Below are 18,317 nucleotides of genomic sequence, written 5' to 3'. Positions count from 1 at the left end.
GGCAAACTTTCTTTCCTAACTGGCTATTTTATCATAGCATAAATTAATAATTTGCTTCAGCGCGTTTTCAAATCTCTGCTTTCCCTCCCGCTTATTCATATCGATCGAACAAAAAGTACTGCCGTTATTAGTAGCGTGGATGGAAGAATAGTAAATCCCACTGATCATGATTGCCAGAATCGCCCGGATATCCAGGCCCGAGTCTTTAAAATCATCTTCCACAAATTGAAACAGTAGTTCCCCTAATTCTTCTCTTTCCCGGGAAATTTTGCTAAGTATTTCATTTTGTTCACTAAGTTCCCAAAGCAGCACCTGCTGAAGGTCTCTATTACTATGTACACTGTTCAACTGATTAATCAAGAGTGTATGAAAATCTTCGGCGCCACGTCTTCTGGGGTTGGCCAGAATCTCCTGAATATGGGCATTGGATTCCGGTGTCCAGAAGTCAATCCTTTTTATATAGGCTTCAATAAGGCTATCTATGCTCTGGAAATACAAGTAAATCATTCCCGTATTTACCTTAGCTTGCCGGGCGATATTGGCACCGTTTAACTTTTTATGACCCTTTTCTTTCAGGACTACTCCTACTGATTCTATCATGTTTTCATAAGTCCGGGCTTTGTCTCTAACAGGTCCCTGGGCTGGCTTTCTTTCTTTTTTAGGCTTTTGCATCATTTGAGGTAATTGTACCTCTAAGTTTCAACTTTTTGTTGGCAACTTCAAATACATTTAACGCTTTATCAAGATTTTCTCTCGTATGGGTAGCCATTACACTCATGCGGATGCGAGCATCCTTAAGAGAAATTGCCGGATAGGTTATCGGGTTGGTGTAGATTCCGTTCTCTAACAAAATCTTGGCCAGTTCCAATGTTTTGTCCCGATCTCCAATTTTTACGGGAACAATCGCAGAAGCTGTCGTGCCCACATCCAGCCCGATAGTTTGCAGGCCTTTCTTATAATAATCGATATTTTCCCAGAGTTTCTTCTGCCACTGTGGTTCCTGATCAATAAGATCTATCGCCTTGCCGACCGTGAGTATAGACGGAGGCGCTGAAGCAGAGAAAGCATACTGGCGGGATTGAAAGTGCAGATACCTAATGATTTTGGGGTCTGCAATTACGTAGCCGCCAATGTAGGCAAAAGTCTTACTGAAGGTACCGGTAAGGATATCCACTTTATCCAAGAGGTTAAACATCTCTAGTGCACCACGACCGGTTTTGCCGATGACTCCGATGCCGTGCGCATCATCTACAGCCAGCAGTGCATCGTAATGCCTGCACAGCTCAGAAATCTTATCCAGGGGAGCAATATCTCCATCCTGAGAATATACGCCATCTACGATGACCATGCGGTTCACGTATTTACCTTTCGTAGTTTGTAATATTCTTTCCAGGCTGCCGACATCATTATGCAGGAAGCGTTTGGTGTTGGTCGTTCTAACCCCTTCGTAAACGCTTGTATGGACGGCCATGTCTACTATGGCCATGTCCTGAGGGCTTAGAAGACTCAATAGTGTAGCACTGTTAGCTGTATAGCCGGTCGTATAAATGATAGAAGATCCGGGAGACCGAGAAAAGAAAGAAGATATCTTGTTTTCTATCTGTCGATGAAAATCGAAGTAGCCTCCAATCAGAGGGGATGCCCCTGCACCACTACCGAATTTAGTGATGGCTCTTCGGGCAGTTTCCTTAATTTTTGGGTGCTGGGTGAAACCGAGGTAATCATTACTGACAAAACTGACATACTGGCCTTTTTTAATGTAGCCGGTCTGGTCTAGTTCTACTACAGGCCCGCAACCTGAAAGGGCCGGAATACGGTAGTTAAGCATACTCTGGGAATCAAGGAAGTCAAGGTAGTCACAGGTTTTCTCTACACGATCGTAGATAAAGGAGTCGGAGAGCTTCTCAAAGTCTCTTAAACTGATGTTTTCATAATTGGTTTTCATAAGGTTTGCTATTTAGTTGGGTGAAAATATAAAAAATAATTAGCGAATGCGCTAGTTATTTTTATATTTTTTTTATACTTGAACTAAAAAAACCTTTATAAACACTTGTTATATGCCAATTTATAGTGTTTAAGTTTTTGGAAAGATTCTATGATTGGGCAATTTTAAAAGCTACCTTAAACATGAGCAGTCCCTACATTTTTCATTTTCCATCATCCCCTATGGAGGCAGCGGAAAAACCGGGCTTACTTAGCAGGTATCCCTTTGCCACGGCCACTGATCATCACCAACTTGTTTTCCCTGGTGCTGGTTTCATTATTCAGCAACTCGACTTTCCTCCCTTCTTCATTGAACTCTTTGAATTGAAGGCAGAAAGCACCTTTCCCCTAACATATGAAGTATTCAGGGGTCAGTATTTTCTTTTCTTTATGCTGGAAGGAAATATAAACTTTCAAACGCAAGAAGGCTTTTATGTGTCATTTGCCAAGGCAGGTTATTACGGCTTCGTATTTAATAACCCGGGATTGTACAGTATACACATGCCTCCTGGTAAATACACGGCCTTATCAATAAATATATCCCCAGAATGGCTTCGCTTTTTTTCACAAGACCAACCGATCATCAAGGAGTTTCTTGAAAGAGACATCAAAAATTTCGGTGCACTTCCCTACTGCCGTGCTAACAGGAAGGTTGCAAGTTGGCTGCAGGCGCTTTATACGGATATCGTCAAAGGGGCAGGATCTTTGGACGGGAAGTTGAGATCGACCATTTCACTTATGCTGGAGCAGTATAATTTGATTGTGGGAGAGAAGCTTCAAACGTTACCATATGTATTAAAAGATTACCTTGACGATTATTTTCTGTTGCCAGACCTCTCGTTGAAAACAATATCCGACCATTTTATAATCAACGAGCGCACGCTGCGAAATCATTTTAAAAACGAATTTAACACTACCATCCACCATTACTACACTTGCCGGAGACTATCCTATGCTCAGGAATTGATCAATACTCAAGATCTACCGTTGAGTAAGATATATTATTTGGTCGGTTACAATGACGAAAATACTTTGCGCTATGAAATGAGAAAGTTTAATCTTCTTTAGTATACTGAAAATAGCTAAAACAATTCCACCTATCCTGTATTGCAAAGGGCCTGAAAGTGTCCATGAATCCCCAAAACGATAAATCCGGAAAGGTTTTCTCAAAAATTGGCTGAAAATCTGTCAGAATTCTCTTTTTCTGCTTAAAAGGGCTTAGGAACTTTGTAGTGTTAAACAATAGCACTATGAAAACAAAACTATCAATCCCTTCTCATCTAATGTTTTTGGTGCTGCTGTCAGACATCACCAAACCAATTTTTAAATATTGCAAGCCATGAAGCGTTCGGATTTACAAGTTCTATTTGCAGTACTGCTAATTATTCTCTTTTCCTACACAGCAATTGCCAAGCTGATGGATGTAGCCGAGTTTGAACGACAGTTAGCTGGTCAGCAGCTGCCTTCCTGGGCAAAAAAGCCTTTGGTTTGGTTGATTCCGGCATCAGAGCTTCTTCTTTCCGTTTTACTGATAATCCCTTCTACCCGTCGGCTTGGGTTTTATGGTTCAGCACTACTCATGGTACTTTTCACGGGTTATGTAGGTCTAGTGGTATTCGGTTTCTTTAAATATACACCCTGTAGTTGTGGCGGGGTTCTCAGGTCAATGGACTTTGGAACTCACCTAGTACTTAATCTCTTTTTCTTGACGCTCTCTTTACTGGGTATATATATGTCTCACTCAAAAAACAAATCTGCCGTGACATAAAATACATTATGCATCAAGATTTCGGCTTGCCGCTTTAGAAGCTGTATGTCGGAACCAGGTTTATCCCCGACAACCTGAAACTAGTGCCGGGGAAAATATTTTGTAAACTCTAATTTTTTAAGATCATGAAAAAGATAATTAAATTTTTGCCTGTGGCTGCGATTGTCCTGGGTGGTAGCTTGGCACTTGCTACAACAACTAAAATGGAAGCTCCTAATGTATACAAACACCCGATAACGGGGAATTGGACACCACTTGCTCCAACATATCCTCCGGGAAGTTACACCTGTCCTGACGAAGGCGAGTGTACTGCATTTAGAGATGGAAGCGGTAACATCACCGAAGTAACTCCCGGCGTATTTACGCCAAACCCGCCCAACAATTGATCTATTTATTTCAAATTGACCTATCCGTTTAACACCGGATAGGTCAACATTTGCTACTATTTACCCCAAGTAATTTATTGAAGTATTTCCGAGTCCGGAATTGGCAACATATACTTAGGATCATTGGGATTTAAGACAAATTCAGTACCGTTAACAATCCGTTTTAATGTCTTAGAAAATCGTGGGTCCTGATTTAACCGTTTCAAATCAGACCAGCGTACCCCACGAGCAATCAGCTCCTTTCTCCTTTCTTCTATAATTCTAAAAAGTAATTCTTCCGAATCCTCAATTAATATTGGTTTGTAAGAATTACTGTCCCATCTCTTTGCTAAAAGAGTATTTAAGTCCGCAAGGGAATTTTTCATATCACCTAAACGAGCATAGCACTCTGCCCGTGCAAGATACATTTCATCAACTGCCAAACCGGAGAATTGATAGCGCCTTTCCCCCATATAGCTCCCGCGAAATAATCCTGAAGTATTAAAGAATATACTCTTTCGCAAGTCGCTTTTAGAATAGGAATTATAGAGCGTTGTATCCACACGAGTGTTATTACTACTACCCAGATAAATATTAGGCACCAGGATCGTCAGGAAAATAACTTCTGGATTTTGGGTAGGCTTTCCATATAAAGGAGGCATTGGATATGGTCTCGATGGGTCGAGTACATTGTAATCAAGTAACTCGCTTTGTAAGGCCAACGTGCTATCAGCATACAGCTTAGCTTTCGTATAATTCTGCGTAATCAGATGTAAACGAGTCATTAGCGCATAGGCAGCAGCTTTTGTTGGCCGAGTAGGGACAATCTGTTTAATCGAAAGAAGTTGCAAAGCTAGAGAAAGGTCCGATTGAATACGATCATAAGTATTCTGGAGGGTTCCAACCTCAGAAGGCAGGGTAACGTCTGCGCTAATACGAAAGGGAACTCCTTTTACACTGACTGCCCCACCAGGGGTGTACGGTGCACCAAAAAACTGAGTAATCTGAAAAAGAGACCAGGCTCTATAAAAGAGAGCCATACCCCTAAGATTTTTAACCTGTTCATCTTGAGGAGAGTGCCCCTTTAACCCATCTAAAACCACATTAGCGTAGAAGATCTGTTTATAAGGAAGATCCCAATCCTGCACCGAAGGAGTCGAGTATATTCTTTCAGCCCAGATATATGCATTTCGTTCTGTTTCAGAGTAGCTTTCAAAAGTATTTTCAGCCATAAAGAAATCATCCGCACCAATTTCCCCTAAATAAGGAGTAAGGTTCATTACATTCAATGCATTGTCCAAAAGTGCCTGATAGTGATCCAAAGTGGTTGGCACCAAAAGTGATTTATTAGGTTTTGCATCAAGGAAGTTTTTTTCGCAGCTACATAAGAACCCTAAACCACAAATCAGGAAATATTTAAATTGATATTTAATTTTCATAAAAAGTCAAACAATTAAAAGTTAAACCTAATGCCGCCCGCCAGTGAACTTTGTGGTGGAAAATTAGAAATTGGGTAATCAGGATCAAGGTTAGTTTTAGTCGCTTTCCAGATGATTCCTAAATTGTTGGCATAGACATAAATCTGTCCATTATCCAGCTCAAAATTCCCGAATTTCACTTTCTTCAATGTATAAGATAACTGAACGTCTTGTAAACGGATATGGTCACCTTTCTCCACTAAAGCTGCTGAATTCATATAAAACTGATTTCTGATTGCATTTAAGCTATTAGGTATTGAAGGCACTGAGGTAAGCAGCTCATCACCTGGCTGCTTCCACCGTTTCTCATAATCTCCATGAACTATTAATCCCAACCACAAAGCCGCATAATTTACCGAAGATCTCCTGAAGTAATATCCCATACGGTAGCTTACATTGCTTGATAAGGTGAAATTTCTCCAGCGAAGGGTATTTCTGAATGAACCGAACATAGTAGGTCTGGCGGATCCATGATACCGCAAATCTTCTATAGTACTCCTTTGTATAATACTTCGCCAATCATTACTAACCTGCCCATCTAAATAACCTAAGGGATCCCCGTTTTCAGGATCCAAACCTGCATAATCATAGCTATAAAGTGCGTATTGAGGTTTACCCTCACGTACGTAACCACCACTCTCTCCGGCAGTAAGAAAAAGCGAGGTACTATATTTCGTCTTAAATTCAGTTACTCTATCAGTAAGGTAGCTAAATAAAAAATTAATATTCCAATCGAATCTACCCCTTAGAACCTGAAGATTAGTGGAAAGGTCTACTCCCCGACCTTGAGTCGCGGCTGTATTCCCATTAAATACACTAATGCCAGTTGATGGAGCGTATGGCACCTGGCCAAAAAGATCCAGCCCTCGCTTCAGGTAATACTCCACGGAGCCACCCACTCTACCGTTTCGTGTTTCAAAATCAAGACCAAAATTGAGTGTTTTCACTTTCTCCCATCTTAAAGAAGGATTGGGTGGATTCTGTATTGTGGCATACGGAAGTAAAGAAAGCAAATCGCCTGAAGAAAAAGAAGCCGTAGTTTTAGCTGAAAGGCTTTTATTAACATTACCGCCTGAGCCATAAGTAGCCCTCATTCTAAGATAAGACAGTGGGGCTTCCTTCATGAACTCGTCGGATGACATTACCCAAGCTAACCCTGCAGACCAAAGGGGGACCCCTTTCTGATTGGCACCTACGCCAAAAAGGTTACTTTGATCCAGTCGGGTACTCCCTGATAGCACATACTTATTCTCAATACTGTACGCCGCATTAGTATAAAAAGATAAATATCGGTCTATAAGATAAGATTGTGCTGAGTTTCCAGGTATTCTTGTTCGGAATCCACTCGGATATATATAAGGAGCAAATGAGGTAACATAATCTACCTGAACAGAGGTAGCGTATTCGTCATCGTACCCATACCAACGAGAGTTTACTCTTTCTGTGTGATGATCTCTCAATTCGGCCCCTGCTATAGCATCGAGCTCTCCTATACCCGCTTTTTTACTAAAATTCAGTTGACCACGTAAACTATGTCCTGCCATAGTGCTTATACCTCTGTCAAGTATACCCCCTTTCGGAATCGGAAATACCAATCTGCCATCGGCACCTATCTGCGTGTATTGGTTAATCAGGTCCCTGGTAAAATATGTACTCACACTATAATGATCTCGTAATAAAGAAGTACTTTTTTGGTATAGATAGAAGATTTCAGCGTTCAGAAATGGAAGTATTTTGTAATTCAGTCCCGCTCTAAGCCGAATTTCTTCACCTCGTGTAGTTTTATCAAATAGTTTCATTTCTTCCAGGGGATTATAGGTCCAGTTTAGTAAACCTGCTTCTATTGCCTTCTCTGCATAAGACAGACGGTGATTTTTTTCAGCTATCAACGACCTGCCATGCTCATCCGCAAGGCGTGCATAGGGGTAGAGAGGTTGTGTGCCTTGTATACTCTGGTAAGTCAACTGATCTAGTGAATTCCGCTCCTGTGATTGGCCAGAGTAGTAAATTCCCGTATTTATCTCCAGCTTGTTGTTAAACAATCCGTAGGTATGATTGGCATTAAGAGTGATCCTTTCTCTCCTTTCTCCTATTGAGGCTGGCAATATCTTATCATACCCTACTGAAAGTGCATATTTCTGATTCGCTGTTCCCCCACTTAGAGTCAGCGAATATTGGCTATTTAAACTATACCTATATAAATATTTGTTGATGTCTCTTCTTAGATCATAACCTTTCAAACTCTCTATCTGCTGCTTCACTACATCTTCTGAGATCTGCCCGTTATTTTGCTGAAACAGCAACTCCACTGCGGGAGTAAACGCTTCCATATTAGGACTATTTATAAATGAATTATAATACCCTCTCTGAAACATAAACTGTTCCCAATTTATGTAATCTGTAGAACTCATCTGAGGTTGGTAATATTGGTTAGGTTTCTCTGCAACGGTTATATTGGTATTAAAAGTAATAACGGGTGCCCGCTGGTAGGCGCCCTTACGCGTAGTAATTACAATAACTCCGTTTCCGGCCCGCGCCCCCCAAATAGAACTTGCCGCAGCGTCTCGTAGTACAGTTACATTCTCTATATCATTAGGGTTTAGAGATGACAGATCACCTTCAAATGGGAAATTATCCACCACTATCAAGGGCTGCCCGTCACCACTAATGGTGTTACGGCCTCTGATAGAGATATTATTGGCTCCATGCCTGCGGTTAAAGATCAGTCCTGGAACGACATCTTCTAAGCGTGCCAATATGTCAGGAGAAACCCTTCTGTTGAACAGTTCACGATCTACCTGGCTGAATGAGCCCGTCATCCGTTCACGCGGGATTTGCTGATAACCGGTAGATATCACTACTTCATCCAGTTCAAGATGCCCGCTCTTCAATCGTATTTCGAAAAAAACTTTCGGATCTCCATTGAGCGGCCAATACACGCGCTCATACCCCACATGCGTAATCAATAGTGTTATGGGCCAATCTTTAACTATAAGTGAAAACATTCCCAACGAATCACTAGTTGTCCCGTTGTCAGAATCAAGCACTTTAATTGAGACGTTACTAACGGGAAGATCAGTAGCTGCATCAATAATCTTTCCAGATATATTGTTCTGGGTTATGCCGGAATTAACCCTTCCAAAGATCATTAATCCCAAGATAAATATAATTTTAACCTTCATAGCTTTAGCCCTTATTTATCTGTGAAAACTAGTATACTAATATCTCTGTACTCCTGAGTCAGCTTTAGTCCGTAATCTCTAAGCTCATTCGCAACAGCCTCCATATCATTAAGATCTGCTTTAATATGCATCGTAAACTTGTCTGTTATCCCGGTCTCATCCACTAAAGGATTCGGAGATCTCTGAAGTGTGAAAACATTCATATCATCAATAAATCTTTTAAGGTAGCTATTGTTCAAAAGGTAACCGTCTGATTTGTCTTTCGGATCCAATGGTTTTTCAGAGCCTGTTAAAGGTTTATAGTTATCAGCTCTTGCGAGCACCCAGCAGAGCTTTTTTCTATTTTCAATTTTCGCCTCAATATCTGGGAACATGCGATTGAGATCTTGTCTCAAAGCATTAAACAAAGTAAATCTCTTAGCATTAGGCAAAGTTAACTGATAGCAAAAGGCGTATTTTCGCTTCCATTCTTCATACGTCCCGCTGGTGTCTGAATAGTTGATTCTTTGAGGCTGCTTCATATTTATCTCTATCCGGTTTCGACCAAACCAAACAGAATCCGCTCCAAAGGCCGCCCTGTAAAACCAATACAATGGAACATTAAAAAGAGATAGCCTTCCGACACCCGCACTATCTACGGAAATGGAGTATCCATCTTTTAGCCCGGGGCTATGGGTTGTTAAAACTGATTGATAAACCAGATTACTGCCATCTCCTCCGTTACCATTTACCAGGAAGGGCTTCGAACTGTCAAAGACTATTCGGGTAGGATCTCTCTTAGTTAGGAGCTGAATTTCCCCTCTGCTCAAAACTGCCCTGATCTTTCCAGATGTAATTTCCTCATGGCCTGTAATAGCCTGGATTTTACCATCAGAAGTAATCCAGATATAGTGTGGAATATAAATGTGCGGAAAAGCCTGATGTAGCCCTTTATCCTCTACTACCTTAGGAAGCTGTATTACTCGACCCGTACGGCGTATATATTTCTCCATAAACTCACTTACCTCTTTGCGGGATTGATAGGTAAGAGGAAGTATCTGTACCTCCCCAGCAAATTCCTTTTGCAAACTATCCATCTTGGGTAACATAGCTACGCAGGGAGTACACCAGGTAGCCCAAAAATCCAGAATAATTAGTTTGCCCTTGTACTCTTCAAGAGAAATAGCTTCTTTACCCTCTGGATGATTAAGTACCTGAAGTGGCAGGTTCCAAAACTCTGAGGGCAGGGCGTCTCCCACTTTAAGCGCCTGAGCGTGGACATTATATATTGACAGTTGAATAGTAATGTAAAGGCATAGCAAAGCCCTTACGTAGTTTTTTACGTTCATTGTTTTCTTGTTAGTTTTGATGAATAGTTATAGAATAGAAGAAGATACTACCTTCTTACACCGGAGCTTTGATGATGTTTTTGAAGAGCTGCTTAGGGAAAAAGTCTCCCCTACGGTCAGAAGCGACCTTATGGATAATGGGAAGAAAAGAGAAGCGTTTCATAACTCGTATAGGTTACGAGTCTTGTGGGGTGTAGGTACACAGAAAAATGTGGAGCCTACACGCCATGGCCACAATAAAGTTCTGACGCCTTACGTAACATGGGCTTACAGATAGGCTCCACATCTATCTTATCGGGCGCAAAGATACGCAAAATAAGGATAGACATGGATACTCGCCTACTGTCTTGTGTTACGGCGTCAGAATGTAGCCACAAGACTCTATTGAATATCCAAACTAATGAATCAACAGACAAATATAGCCATATAATTCTTTTTGTCAAATTTTTCTCTAAGTTTTTTCACTCCATTTGGGGTATGGGAAAGACAAATGAGGAATACAATCTTATTGTTGCTGAAAGAGTTAAGGCAATACAGCTGCTATCAGATTTAGAAGTTGAAGGTTTTGCTCAAATTACCGGTTTGTCAAAAGATATCTTTTATTCTATTTACTCAGGGAGAAGAAGACTTACATTAGAAACGGCAAAAATTATTGGAGAGTCATTGGATTTCGATGGTAGTATCATTTTCGACTTAAATACTCCCATACCAAGTTCTATTAAGCATAGCGTTAATCTAAAACGATTTAAAAGAGAACATATTTATAATGTCGAGTTTTTCTCAAAAAGTTGGAGTGAGAAGAAACTATCCAAAATAATTGAATCTAAACTCATTGAAAAAGGATTTTTCTCTTCTCCAAAATACACCTCAGATGTTATGAAGGAATTGATTTCATTAGGAGAAGTCGCCAATAATGACTTGCTGAATAAGCAACTAAAATACTTTACCATAAAAGGACAATTACGAAAGTATAAAGCTAAATTGAAGAATAAGTTTGGTGAAGAGCTGAATAGAGAGGTTTACGTATATTCTGATAAATGAGTTTGAATAGTATAGTCGTGATATATCCTCCTCAACAAATCGATCATATTGTTGGAATAACTAAATTTACAAATTTTAATCTTAGAGAAGATCCTTCATTACTCGTATTTGTTTTACGAGTCTCGGTGGGCAATAAAACATCAGTAATGTAGCACTGGGCACTACCCACCGCACAGCAAGCTTCCGACTGCCCTAGAGACGGACATGATAGCAACCCACGTGCCACATTGACAAAATTAGATAAAAGTGATTACACAGGTGTAGATACCCTACAAAAATTCATACTTACAATATCACTATTGGTATAGTGAAAATTAAAGTTGGTGTAAAATATTCCCTATTACTGGTACTTTAACAAAAGTTCAAAAGAGATACTCCTCTTTGAAGAAAAATGGTCTAATCAGGACTTAAAATTACACTTTAAGGGCTCGGTTCAGAAGTTTGACATCAAACTTACGTCATTTCCGGCCAGTATTTCTGGCAAATAGTTTTGTCTGATTAGAGACTTCTCTTAACTTTACATAAAGTTGTGTGGATTTAGTAGCTGGAAAGACCCGGATCGTTTTGATCCGGGCCTTTTTTCTTCGTGATATTATAATTTAATTCAGCAACCGCTGAGATAAACCTGGTTGCTTTTTATCTATTTTCGGTTGCCTTTCAATATTTTTATAAAAATATTACTATAAATTTGCTCAGAAACGAAAGCTAAAAGGTTTGGCGAACCGCATGAGATTTCGAGGCAAAATCATCGAGGAAGAAATCTATAAGGAAGGCGCGTCCATCTAATCAAGGCACCCCTGCCATAAAATACCAATTACAGAGCCTTAGGTGTTCCAAATTGATGGTCGAGCCACGAACGATAAAATAGTATTAAAGAAAATTAGAGTGGTGATTAACATAGTAATTACTTAAAGATTGGAGGTTAAGTAAGTTTAGTAACAATAGTATTTACCTCCTTTGATTTATGATTTTAACAATGCATAAGACTGTACCTAATGTTACCCCAGTTCTGTCATTATTAAAAATCCGGAAGTTGAAGCAGTAAATAATAAATAACTGCAGTAGCAACTATGTTTAAAAGTACCTTACAAAGCTATTTAGGCTTAAATAGGGCGATGTTTCTGGTTCGGGGTTTAGCAAAAAGCTAAGATATAAAAGTTAAGTGAAACAAGAAATGACTCAATGAGCAGAATACGAATAAAAAACTTCGGGCCAATAAAAGAGGGCTCAGGTGATGATTGGATTGACATAAAGAAAGTAACCGTTTTTATCGGTAATCAAGGCAGTGGTAAAAGCACTGTTGCCAAGCTGATATCGCTGTTCACCTGGATAGAAAAAGTACTCACTCGTGGCGACTACAATCCTAAATACTTTGAACGGAAGGGAAGATTGGTCAGCCAATACTTTGCCTATCACCGTATTGAGAATTACTTTATGAGTACAGGAAAAGATATAACAGAGATCGAATACCAGGGAGATGCATATCATTTTAAGTACGAAAAGCAGAGTTTTACAATTACTGAGAGACGAAACGGTGAGTATCCTTTGCCACAAATCATGTATGTTCCTGCCGAAAGAAATTTCATTGCTAATGTAAAAAAGGCGTCTGCGCTGAAACTAACGTCAGATTCCCTTATTGAATTTGTGACAGAATACGATAACGCAAAGAATGAGATCAAGGGGGCTATGCAGCTACCTGTGAATAATGTGAGTGTAGAATATGATAAGCTCAATGACATTGTAAACCTTAAAGGTAAAGATTATAAACTAAAATTGACCGAAGCATCCAGCGGGTTTCAGTCCATTGTACCCTTATATCTGGTGTCACGGTTTTTAGCCTATTCCGTAAATCGCCAAAGTGTCAATAAAGAGCCAATCAGCAGCGACGAATTGGAGAGATTCCGAAAAAATGCTGAAGCAATCCTAGCCGATAAAAATCTGACGGACGATCAAAAACGAGTGGCAATTTCAGCCCTTTCAAAGAGATTCAATAAAAGTGCATTTATCAATATTGTCGAAGAGCCCGAGCAAAATCTATTCCCCTCTTCTCAATGGGAGCTATTGAAGAAACTACTTGAGTTTAACAATCTAAATAAGGGCAATAAGCTGATCATGACCACGCACAGCCCTTATTTGATTAATTATCTCAGTATTGCTATCCAGGCAGACTATCTGAGTTCCAGAATTGCGGGAAGTCATGCAAATGAATTATTAAAGGAAGTTGAGAAAAATGTTCCTAAAGAATCGTTTGTGAAGGACGTAGTTATATATCAATTAGATGAAACCAACGGATCTATTTCTAAGCTGCCTAATACAGAGGGTATTCCTTCCGATCGCAACTATCTGAACGAATCTCTGAAGCACGGTAATTTAATTTTTGATAACTTATTGGAGATCGAGCAGGAATTATGAGTTTGAATTTTTTCAGAGGAGACTGTCAGCATCCACCGATTTCAGTACAATCATTTGGATTATGTGATGATCAGAATGGTACCAAAGCATATCCGGATACTACTGATTCTTCAACCTGGATTGCTGAAGTAAAGAATCGTAATCGTCTGCCGATTGTATTTACGGCTATTGATAAATGTATAATAGAGGATCATGAACTGCCGGATAAAGGAAGATGTGACGCTATGCTCACTACTAGTGATCACCTGTATCTTATCGAACTGAAAGACCAAAGGGCTGAATGGATTGAAGTTGCTAAGGAGCAACTAGTTTCAACCATAGAGCTTCTTTTAAAGAACCATGATATAAGTGGTTACAGATACAAAAAAGCTTTTGCCTGTAACAGAAAAAGAGGGAAATTTGCATATATTGACAATGAAGAAAACCTTACTCTTTTCAGGAGAACAGGATTCAGAATTGATGTACAGGCTGAAGTTGTGGTAGTTTAATGTTTACCATATAGTGGAAAGTAGTATTGTGGTATGAAACAATGATAAAGTTTCTATATAATTCAAATGGAGATTGGATAGCTTTTAAAAAAGGCCGGTATCTTTATAACAGCAATGCGGACTGGATTGGGTGGTTCCCTTGGGACGATGAACACGCAGTTGATACTTCCGGATCCTATCTTGGATCTATCTCCAACAAAGACCGCTTTTACAAGTTTGCATATTTCCCATATAGGGGCTATCCCGGATACCCAGGCTACCCCGGATACCCAGGCTACCCCGGATACCCAGGCTATGGTGGATATTCACCTTTACCGATTGAAGCTATAGACTTTTCTCCTGAAGAACTTAATGCATTATCCTAATGGAAATACACACCCTAAAGTATGAAATAAAAAACCCCTTATTAGAAAAAAGTCATCTCATTTTAAAAGAATGTATAATCACCCTGAATTCTCTACTTAAAATTCATGATGAGGTGAAAGATGAGGTGAAAGAAAAGCAGGATTTATTAAGAGCAATGTTTGTATTCTCTTCTGGAGGGTTAGATTCTTTAATTAAACAAGCAATTAAAGATGTACTACCTGAAATTATCGAGGTAAATATTGGAGCTGCAAAAATGTTTACACAATATGTAGAAAGAGATATTCAAAGTGAAAAGAAAGGAGATATAGGCTTGATTAATCCTAAACTTTTAGCTCAATTACTCACTTCGCAGAATCCAAGAGAGGAGCTTAAAAGGAGATTGGTTTATGAGTTAACAAGCAATAGTTTACAATCAAAAGATCAGATTTTAAAAATAGTTTCGTACTTTGATATTCCATCAAAGAATATCGTAAATGACTTTTCAAAGCTTAATTCTATTTTTATTGAACGGAATAAAATCATTCATGAGATGGACATTAACTTTGAGGGAGATCAAAGTAGAAATGAACGAAACAAAAATGAAATACTATCCTATATTAACGAATTGCTTAAGGTTGGAGAAAAGTTTATCAAAGAGGTTGATGCCAGATTAATTATGCACTATTAATTATAAAGATACGTAATTCACCATTTCAAGTATTTCGATCTGATAACTGTCCACAGCAAACCATAGTTCTTTCATTTAACACCAGTGTTATAACTCCTTTTTCGAAATGTCTAATATTTTATACGAAATCCCTAATGATAAATATTCAGAGGAGCTTGTAAATGAACTATTTAAAATTTCAAGGAGTAATCCTTCAGATGAGGTAATAAATAATTTACGTACACTACTTGGCTGCGAGCTAAAAGAGGACGCCATTACAGCACTTGTGAAGAGTTCCGATTTTATCTTACCACAAATTCAAACTGAAAATATAGAAATATTAGCAAGAATTAACGATGCCAAGTTTATTCTCGGTCATAAAGATAAGGTAAACTGCATTGTACGTGCTGTTGATTTATATTTTACCACATACGAAAAAACTAATGATTTAGATTACTTGATTCGGGCATTGCAGTTAGTTAGAAATGCAAAAGCTATTTTTAAACAAAAAATACCTCAACTACAGGAAAATATTTTAGAGCTAATTTTACAAATACATTCTTCATACTACCAACTACTAATTATAGAAACTGCACCTTTTCTTATCCAAGAAAAATCTTTAAATGTATTGGTTAATCACTTCACTAATCAACTTGCCAAAAGCTTTGAAAAACATGAATATTTGGAAGCTCAGAATTATATCCAAATCTTAAATAAACTAGAATATTTTTCAAAAAATGAATTCAAATTGCAAACGGCCTTGTGCTTAGAGAAGAAAGCAGATTATTATACTTCTCAAAAAAAACCATATACATACACTCCAGATATATTGCAGATATATACTGAAGCACTAAGAACAATAAAAGGAATTGTCATAGATGAAGCTATAAAGACCAGGTTGGAGCAAAAGATCAAAATAGAGCAAAAAGCAAATGTTGAGATGCTTAGTAAGATTGGAGTTAGTATCCAATCAAATTTGAATATAGCTGACTTGCTTGCAGATAGGAATATTAAAGATTTCAAAAGTGGTTTTAAATTTCTTCTTCGATACCCTATTATTGAATCAGAATATTTTAAAACTCTCAGCCAAGAAAATGGCAAGCCTTACCTGTGGCAGCAGTTCCTTGGACAAACCTTACGTTTAACTGACAAAGGTACCGTAAGCGGTATTTCCAATACAAAGGATTTTGGATTAAACCTTGCAAGAAATCTTTATAGATCTAACCTTATCTCGCTGCTGAAAGAAGTTAAACATATTATGGATTTGGATCGGCAGATAACGAAAGATTTGATCGCAGAAATGATAATTAGATGCAAAAGCCCCTTTATACCTGAGGGCAGAGAATATTTCTTTATTGAAGGTATTTATTATGGATTCCAAAATAATTTTATACTTGCCTCACACCTGCTTATTCCTCAAATTGAAAATAGCTTAAAACAAATCATAGAACTTAATGGCAGAAACACTATAAAACTTCCTGAAGAAATACAAAATGATAATACATTAGGTAGTATTTTAAATACCGAAATAAACGGAAAAATGCTAGATGGCATTTGCAACAGAGACTTATTGTTAGAATTAAATAGCTTTTTAGTAGATGGCAACAGTACAAACTTCAGAAATAGGATATGTCATGGATTAATCTCTACATTTGAGGCTAATCATTATGGCATCTATTTATGGTGGCTAACGCTAAAAATGATAAAACAGGCAGAGCAAAATTTCAAAATATCCTAACGATGATGATTATCAAGTACAATACGAATAAAAATATCAGGAGTATGAAAGATTTGAGCGCAGAGTATATACCCTTTAAATAGACTTGGGGCACAAATAGTATTTTAACTATCCGGAAAATGCAAATTGCTATTAATGATCAAAACCAACGTCTTTTTGCAAGTAAAGGCCAATATGCTATATGTCCCTGTTGCCAATCACGTGTAAAAGCATTTTGTGGAGAAACAAATGTATACCACTGGAGGCATATAAATAAAGCAGATTGTGATTCATGGTATGAAGCCGAATCACAATGGCATATCACCTGGAAGAATGAGTTTCCAATGGATTGGCGGGAAGCAGTTATAAAAAAAGAAACATCAATTCACAGGGCTGATGTATTAACACCGAATGGTTTTATTCTCGAACTTCAAAATTCTCCGCTATCTGCCGAAGTTATCAGAGAACGGGAGATTTTTTATCAAAACATGATTTGGCTTATTAATGGTACCAGTTTTAAGGGCAATATTCAAACCTATAGCCTGTTAAAGCAAAAATCAGATGAATTTGAAAGAGCAAATTGGCGTTTTTACTCGTCTAATCCAGAAGATTATATAAATATTAATTATGAAAAAAAAGAACTATGTGAAATTGTAGAAAAGAAAACCAGTTTCCAAGAGGAGTTAGAGAAGCTTTTAAGAAAACAAAAAGTATTGAGTGATATATTAAAAGACTATAAAGAAGCCACTATCACCTACTTAAAATGGTTTTCCTACCCAAGTCTTCACTTATCTGATTTTCACTATAATAATAAAGATACGTTTAGAAAAAAGACAACTGAAATAGAAACACTCAGAAAGCAAATTAACGGAATGTTTGGAACGCTACATTCTATAAATCAAATACCAAAATGTGAAGTTAACTCGTATGAAGATTATATTTATTTAAAACAAGGTCAATTTCTAGAGTCTAATTTTAAAGATTACATATTGATCGAAAAGAGTTCAATTAATCAAATTTTTCCATCAGTAATAAAAGCTGCTTCCGAAATTGATTTTAGTATAAAGATTAAACAAGGTAGTTACTTGGTTGCCATAAATCCCACGTCCAAAATTCTAAAGATCAAAGCTGAAATTAATAGCTTGGAGATCCAAATAGATTCATTGGAGAGTGATAAGAATGCCATCATAAATGATTGCGAGAATCAGCTAAAGCAATTTGTTGAAATTCAACTTGAAACCACTAATCTAGCCATAAAGACTTTAAAATCTCTATTGGCGGGCGTAGAACAAGAAGAAAAAGGCCTTCAAAATGAAATATCAAAATTAGTGGAAAACCAGCTAAAATTCGGAGAAGAAAGGATTGACGAACATACCAAAGAGCTGGAAAAAGAAAAAGCTGAATTAGTAAATAAATATCAATGCCATTTAGTTAAGCTATAGATTTTTGTAAACCATTGAGAATTTGGCTCTTGGTTTTTTCTTTCTTATGTATTTACGGCTTGGTCTTACCTTATTGACTGCTTTTGCTACGATTTTGTCAA

General features: G+C 38.1%; 15 protein-coding genes. 10 read left to right on the top strand and 5 right to left on the bottom strand.

The annotated features are described in order from the left end of the window. Positions 1-15: 15 nt before the first annotated feature. Both AB2U10_RS15710 and AB2U10_RS15705 read right to left on the bottom strand, forming a co-directional pair. Positions 16-675: a TetR/AcrR family transcriptional regulator gene (locus AB2U10_RS15710; protein ID WP_367915797.1), complete on the bottom strand. Its 660-nt coding sequence runs from the start codon at positions 673-675 to the stop codon at positions 16-18. Then, positions 659-1,945 carry an aminotransferase class I/II-fold pyridoxal phosphate-dependent enzyme gene (locus AB2U10_RS15705; RefSeq protein WP_367915796.1) on the bottom strand — a complete coding sequence of 429 codons (1,287 nt, stop codon included), beginning with the start codon at positions 1,943-1,945 and terminating at the stop codon, positions 659-661. Before AB2U10_RS15705 ends, AB2U10_RS15710 begins: the two co-directional genes overlap by 17 nt. A gap of 137 nt (positions 1,946-2,082) precedes the next feature. On the opposite strand from AB2U10_RS15705, the gene AB2U10_RS15700 reads away from it, so the two are divergent. The 3 genes from AB2U10_RS15700 (at position 2,083) to AB2U10_RS15690 (ending at position 4,137) form a co-directional block, all read left to right on the top strand. Beyond that, positions 2,083-3,051 carry a helix-turn-helix domain-containing protein gene (locus tag AB2U10_RS15700; RefSeq protein ID WP_367915795.1) on the top strand — a complete coding sequence of 323 codons (969 nt, stop codon included), beginning with the start codon at positions 2,083-2,085 and terminating at the stop codon, positions 3,049-3,051. Positions 3,052-3,322: 271 nt separating this feature from the next. Beyond that, positions 3,323-3,751, top strand: coding sequence for a MauE/DoxX family redox-associated membrane protein (locus AB2U10_RS15695; RefSeq protein WP_367915794.1), 429 nt, complete (start codon positions 3,323-3,325; stop codon positions 3,749-3,751). A 125-nt stretch (positions 3,752-3,876) separates the two neighbouring features. Beyond that, a complete protein-coding gene (locus AB2U10_RS15690; RefSeq protein ID WP_367915793.1) occupies positions 3,877-4,137 on the top strand; it encodes a hypothetical protein in 261 nt (86 codons plus the stop codon). 74 nt (positions 4,138-4,211) lie between these two features. Here AB2U10_RS15690 and AB2U10_RS15685 read toward each other — a convergent pair whose 3' ends face one another. The 3 genes from AB2U10_RS15685 to AB2U10_RS15675 are packed head-to-tail and all read right to left on the bottom strand — an operon-like array spanning position 4,212 to position 10,104. Continuing rightward, the gene (locus AB2U10_RS15685; protein ID WP_367915792.1) at positions 4,212-5,555 is read right to left on the bottom strand and encodes a RagB/SusD family nutrient uptake outer membrane protein; all 1,344 of its coding nucleotides are present in this window, start codon (positions 5,553-5,555) and stop codon (positions 4,212-4,214) included. A 14-nt stretch (positions 5,556-5,569) separates the two neighbouring features. Then, entirely contained in the window at positions 5,570-8,776 is a 3,207-nt protein-coding gene (locus AB2U10_RS15680) for a SusC/RagA family TonB-linked outer membrane protein (RefSeq protein ID WP_367915791.1), read from the bottom strand. 11 nt (positions 8,777-8,787) lie between these two features. Next, complete coding sequence (locus AB2U10_RS15675; RefSeq protein WP_367915790.1) at positions 8,788-10,104, bottom strand: TlpA family protein disulfide reductase; 1,317 nt, start codon at positions 10,102-10,104, stop codon at positions 8,788-8,790. Positions 10,105-10,581: 477 nt separating this feature from the next. Between AB2U10_RS15675 and AB2U10_RS15670 the strand changes: the two genes are divergently transcribed. The 7 genes from AB2U10_RS15670 (at position 10,582) to AB2U10_RS15640 (ending at position 18,216) form a co-directional block, all read left to right on the top strand. Continuing rightward, entirely contained in the window at positions 10,582-11,145 is a 564-nt protein-coding gene (locus AB2U10_RS15670; protein WP_367915789.1) for a hypothetical protein, read from the top strand. A 1,182-nt stretch (positions 11,146-12,327) separates the two neighbouring features. Beyond that, positions 12,328-13,557: an AAA family ATPase gene (locus tag AB2U10_RS15665; RefSeq protein WP_367915788.1), complete on the top strand. Its 1,230-nt coding sequence runs from the start codon at positions 12,328-12,330 to the stop codon at positions 13,555-13,557. Next, complete coding sequence (locus tag AB2U10_RS15660) at positions 13,554-14,045, top strand: hypothetical protein (protein ID WP_367915787.1); 492 nt, start codon at positions 13,554-13,556, stop codon at positions 14,043-14,045. Before AB2U10_RS15665 ends, AB2U10_RS15660 begins: the two co-directional genes overlap by 4 nt. A 26-nt stretch (positions 14,046-14,071) precedes the next feature. Continuing rightward, the gene (locus tag AB2U10_RS15655; RefSeq protein WP_493820690.1) at positions 14,072-14,410 is read left to right on the top strand and encodes a 4-fold beta flower protein; all 339 of its coding nucleotides are present in this window, start codon (positions 14,072-14,074) and stop codon (positions 14,408-14,410) included. Beyond that, positions 14,410-15,078: a HEPN domain-containing protein gene (locus AB2U10_RS15650; protein WP_367915785.1), complete on the top strand. Its 669-nt coding sequence runs from the start codon at positions 14,410-14,412 to the stop codon at positions 15,076-15,078. Before AB2U10_RS15655 ends, AB2U10_RS15650 begins: the two co-directional genes overlap by 1 nt. Before the next feature lie 106 nt (positions 15,079-15,184). Beyond that, a complete protein-coding gene (locus tag AB2U10_RS15645) occupies positions 15,185-16,795 on the top strand; it encodes a DUF4209 domain-containing protein (protein ID WP_367915784.1) in 1,611 nt (536 codons plus the stop codon). Between the two features lie 119 nt (positions 16,796-16,914). Then, positions 16,915-18,216, top strand: coding sequence for a hypothetical protein (locus tag AB2U10_RS15640; protein WP_367915783.1), 1,302 nt, complete (start codon positions 16,915-16,917; stop codon positions 18,214-18,216). The last annotated feature ends 101 nt before the right edge of the window (positions 18,217-18,317 follow it).

This window comes from Leadbetterella sp. DM7 (assembly GCF_040829825.2).
Classification (GTDB): domain Bacteria; phylum Bacteroidota; class Bacteroidia; order Cytophagales; family Spirosomataceae; genus Leadbetterella.
The sequence above is the reverse complement of the archived record's forward strand: the minus strand, read 5'-3'. Positions and strand labels throughout refer to the sequence as shown.

What these genes read in the sequence shown, in the direction of transcription:
- AB2U10_RS15710 (WP_367915797.1), bottom strand. Translation starts at nt 675, where the DNA reads ATGATGCAAAAGCCTAAAAAAGAAAGAAAGCCAGCCCAGGGACCTGTT.
- AB2U10_RS15705 (WP_367915796.1), bottom strand. Translation starts at nt 1,945, where the DNA reads ATGAAAACCAATTATGAAAACATCAGTTTAAGAGACTTTGAGAAGCTC.
- AB2U10_RS15695 (WP_367915794.1), top strand. Translation starts at nt 3,323, where the DNA reads ATGAAGCGTTCGGATTTACAAGTTCTATTTGCAGTACTGCTAATTATT.
- AB2U10_RS15690 (WP_367915793.1), top strand. Translation starts at nt 3,877, where the DNA reads ATGAAAAAGATAATTAAATTTTTGCCTGTGGCTGCGATTGTCCTGGGT.
- AB2U10_RS15685 (WP_367915792.1), bottom strand. Translation starts at nt 5,555, where the DNA reads ATGAAAATTAAATATCAATTTAAATATTTCCTGATTTGTGGTTTAGGG.
- AB2U10_RS15680 (WP_367915791.1), bottom strand. Translation starts at nt 8,776, where the DNA reads ATGAAGGTTAAAATTATATTTATCTTGGGATTAATGATCTTTGGAAGG.
- AB2U10_RS15675 (WP_367915790.1), bottom strand. Translation starts at nt 10,104, where the DNA reads ATGAACGTAAAAAACTACGTAAGGGCTTTGCTATGCCTTTACATTACT.
- AB2U10_RS15670 (WP_367915789.1), top strand. Translation starts at nt 10,582, where the DNA reads ATGGGAAAGACAAATGAGGAATACAATCTTATTGTTGCTGAAAGAGTT.
- AB2U10_RS15665 (WP_367915788.1), top strand. Translation starts at nt 12,328, where the DNA reads ATGAGCAGAATACGAATAAAAAACTTCGGGCCAATAAAAGAGGGCTCA.
- AB2U10_RS15660 (WP_367915787.1), top strand. Translation starts at nt 13,554, where the DNA reads ATGAGTTTGAATTTTTTCAGAGGAGACTGTCAGCATCCACCGATTTCA.
- AB2U10_RS15650 (WP_367915785.1), top strand. Translation starts at nt 14,410, where the DNA reads ATGGAAATACACACCCTAAAGTATGAAATAAAAAACCCCTTATTAGAA.
- AB2U10_RS15645 (WP_367915784.1), top strand. Translation starts at nt 15,185, where the DNA reads ATGTCTAATATTTTATACGAAATCCCTAATGATAAATATTCAGAGGAG.
- AB2U10_RS15640 (WP_367915783.1), top strand. Translation starts at nt 16,915, where the DNA reads ATGCAAATTGCTATTAATGATCAAAACCAACGTCTTTTTGCAAGTAAA.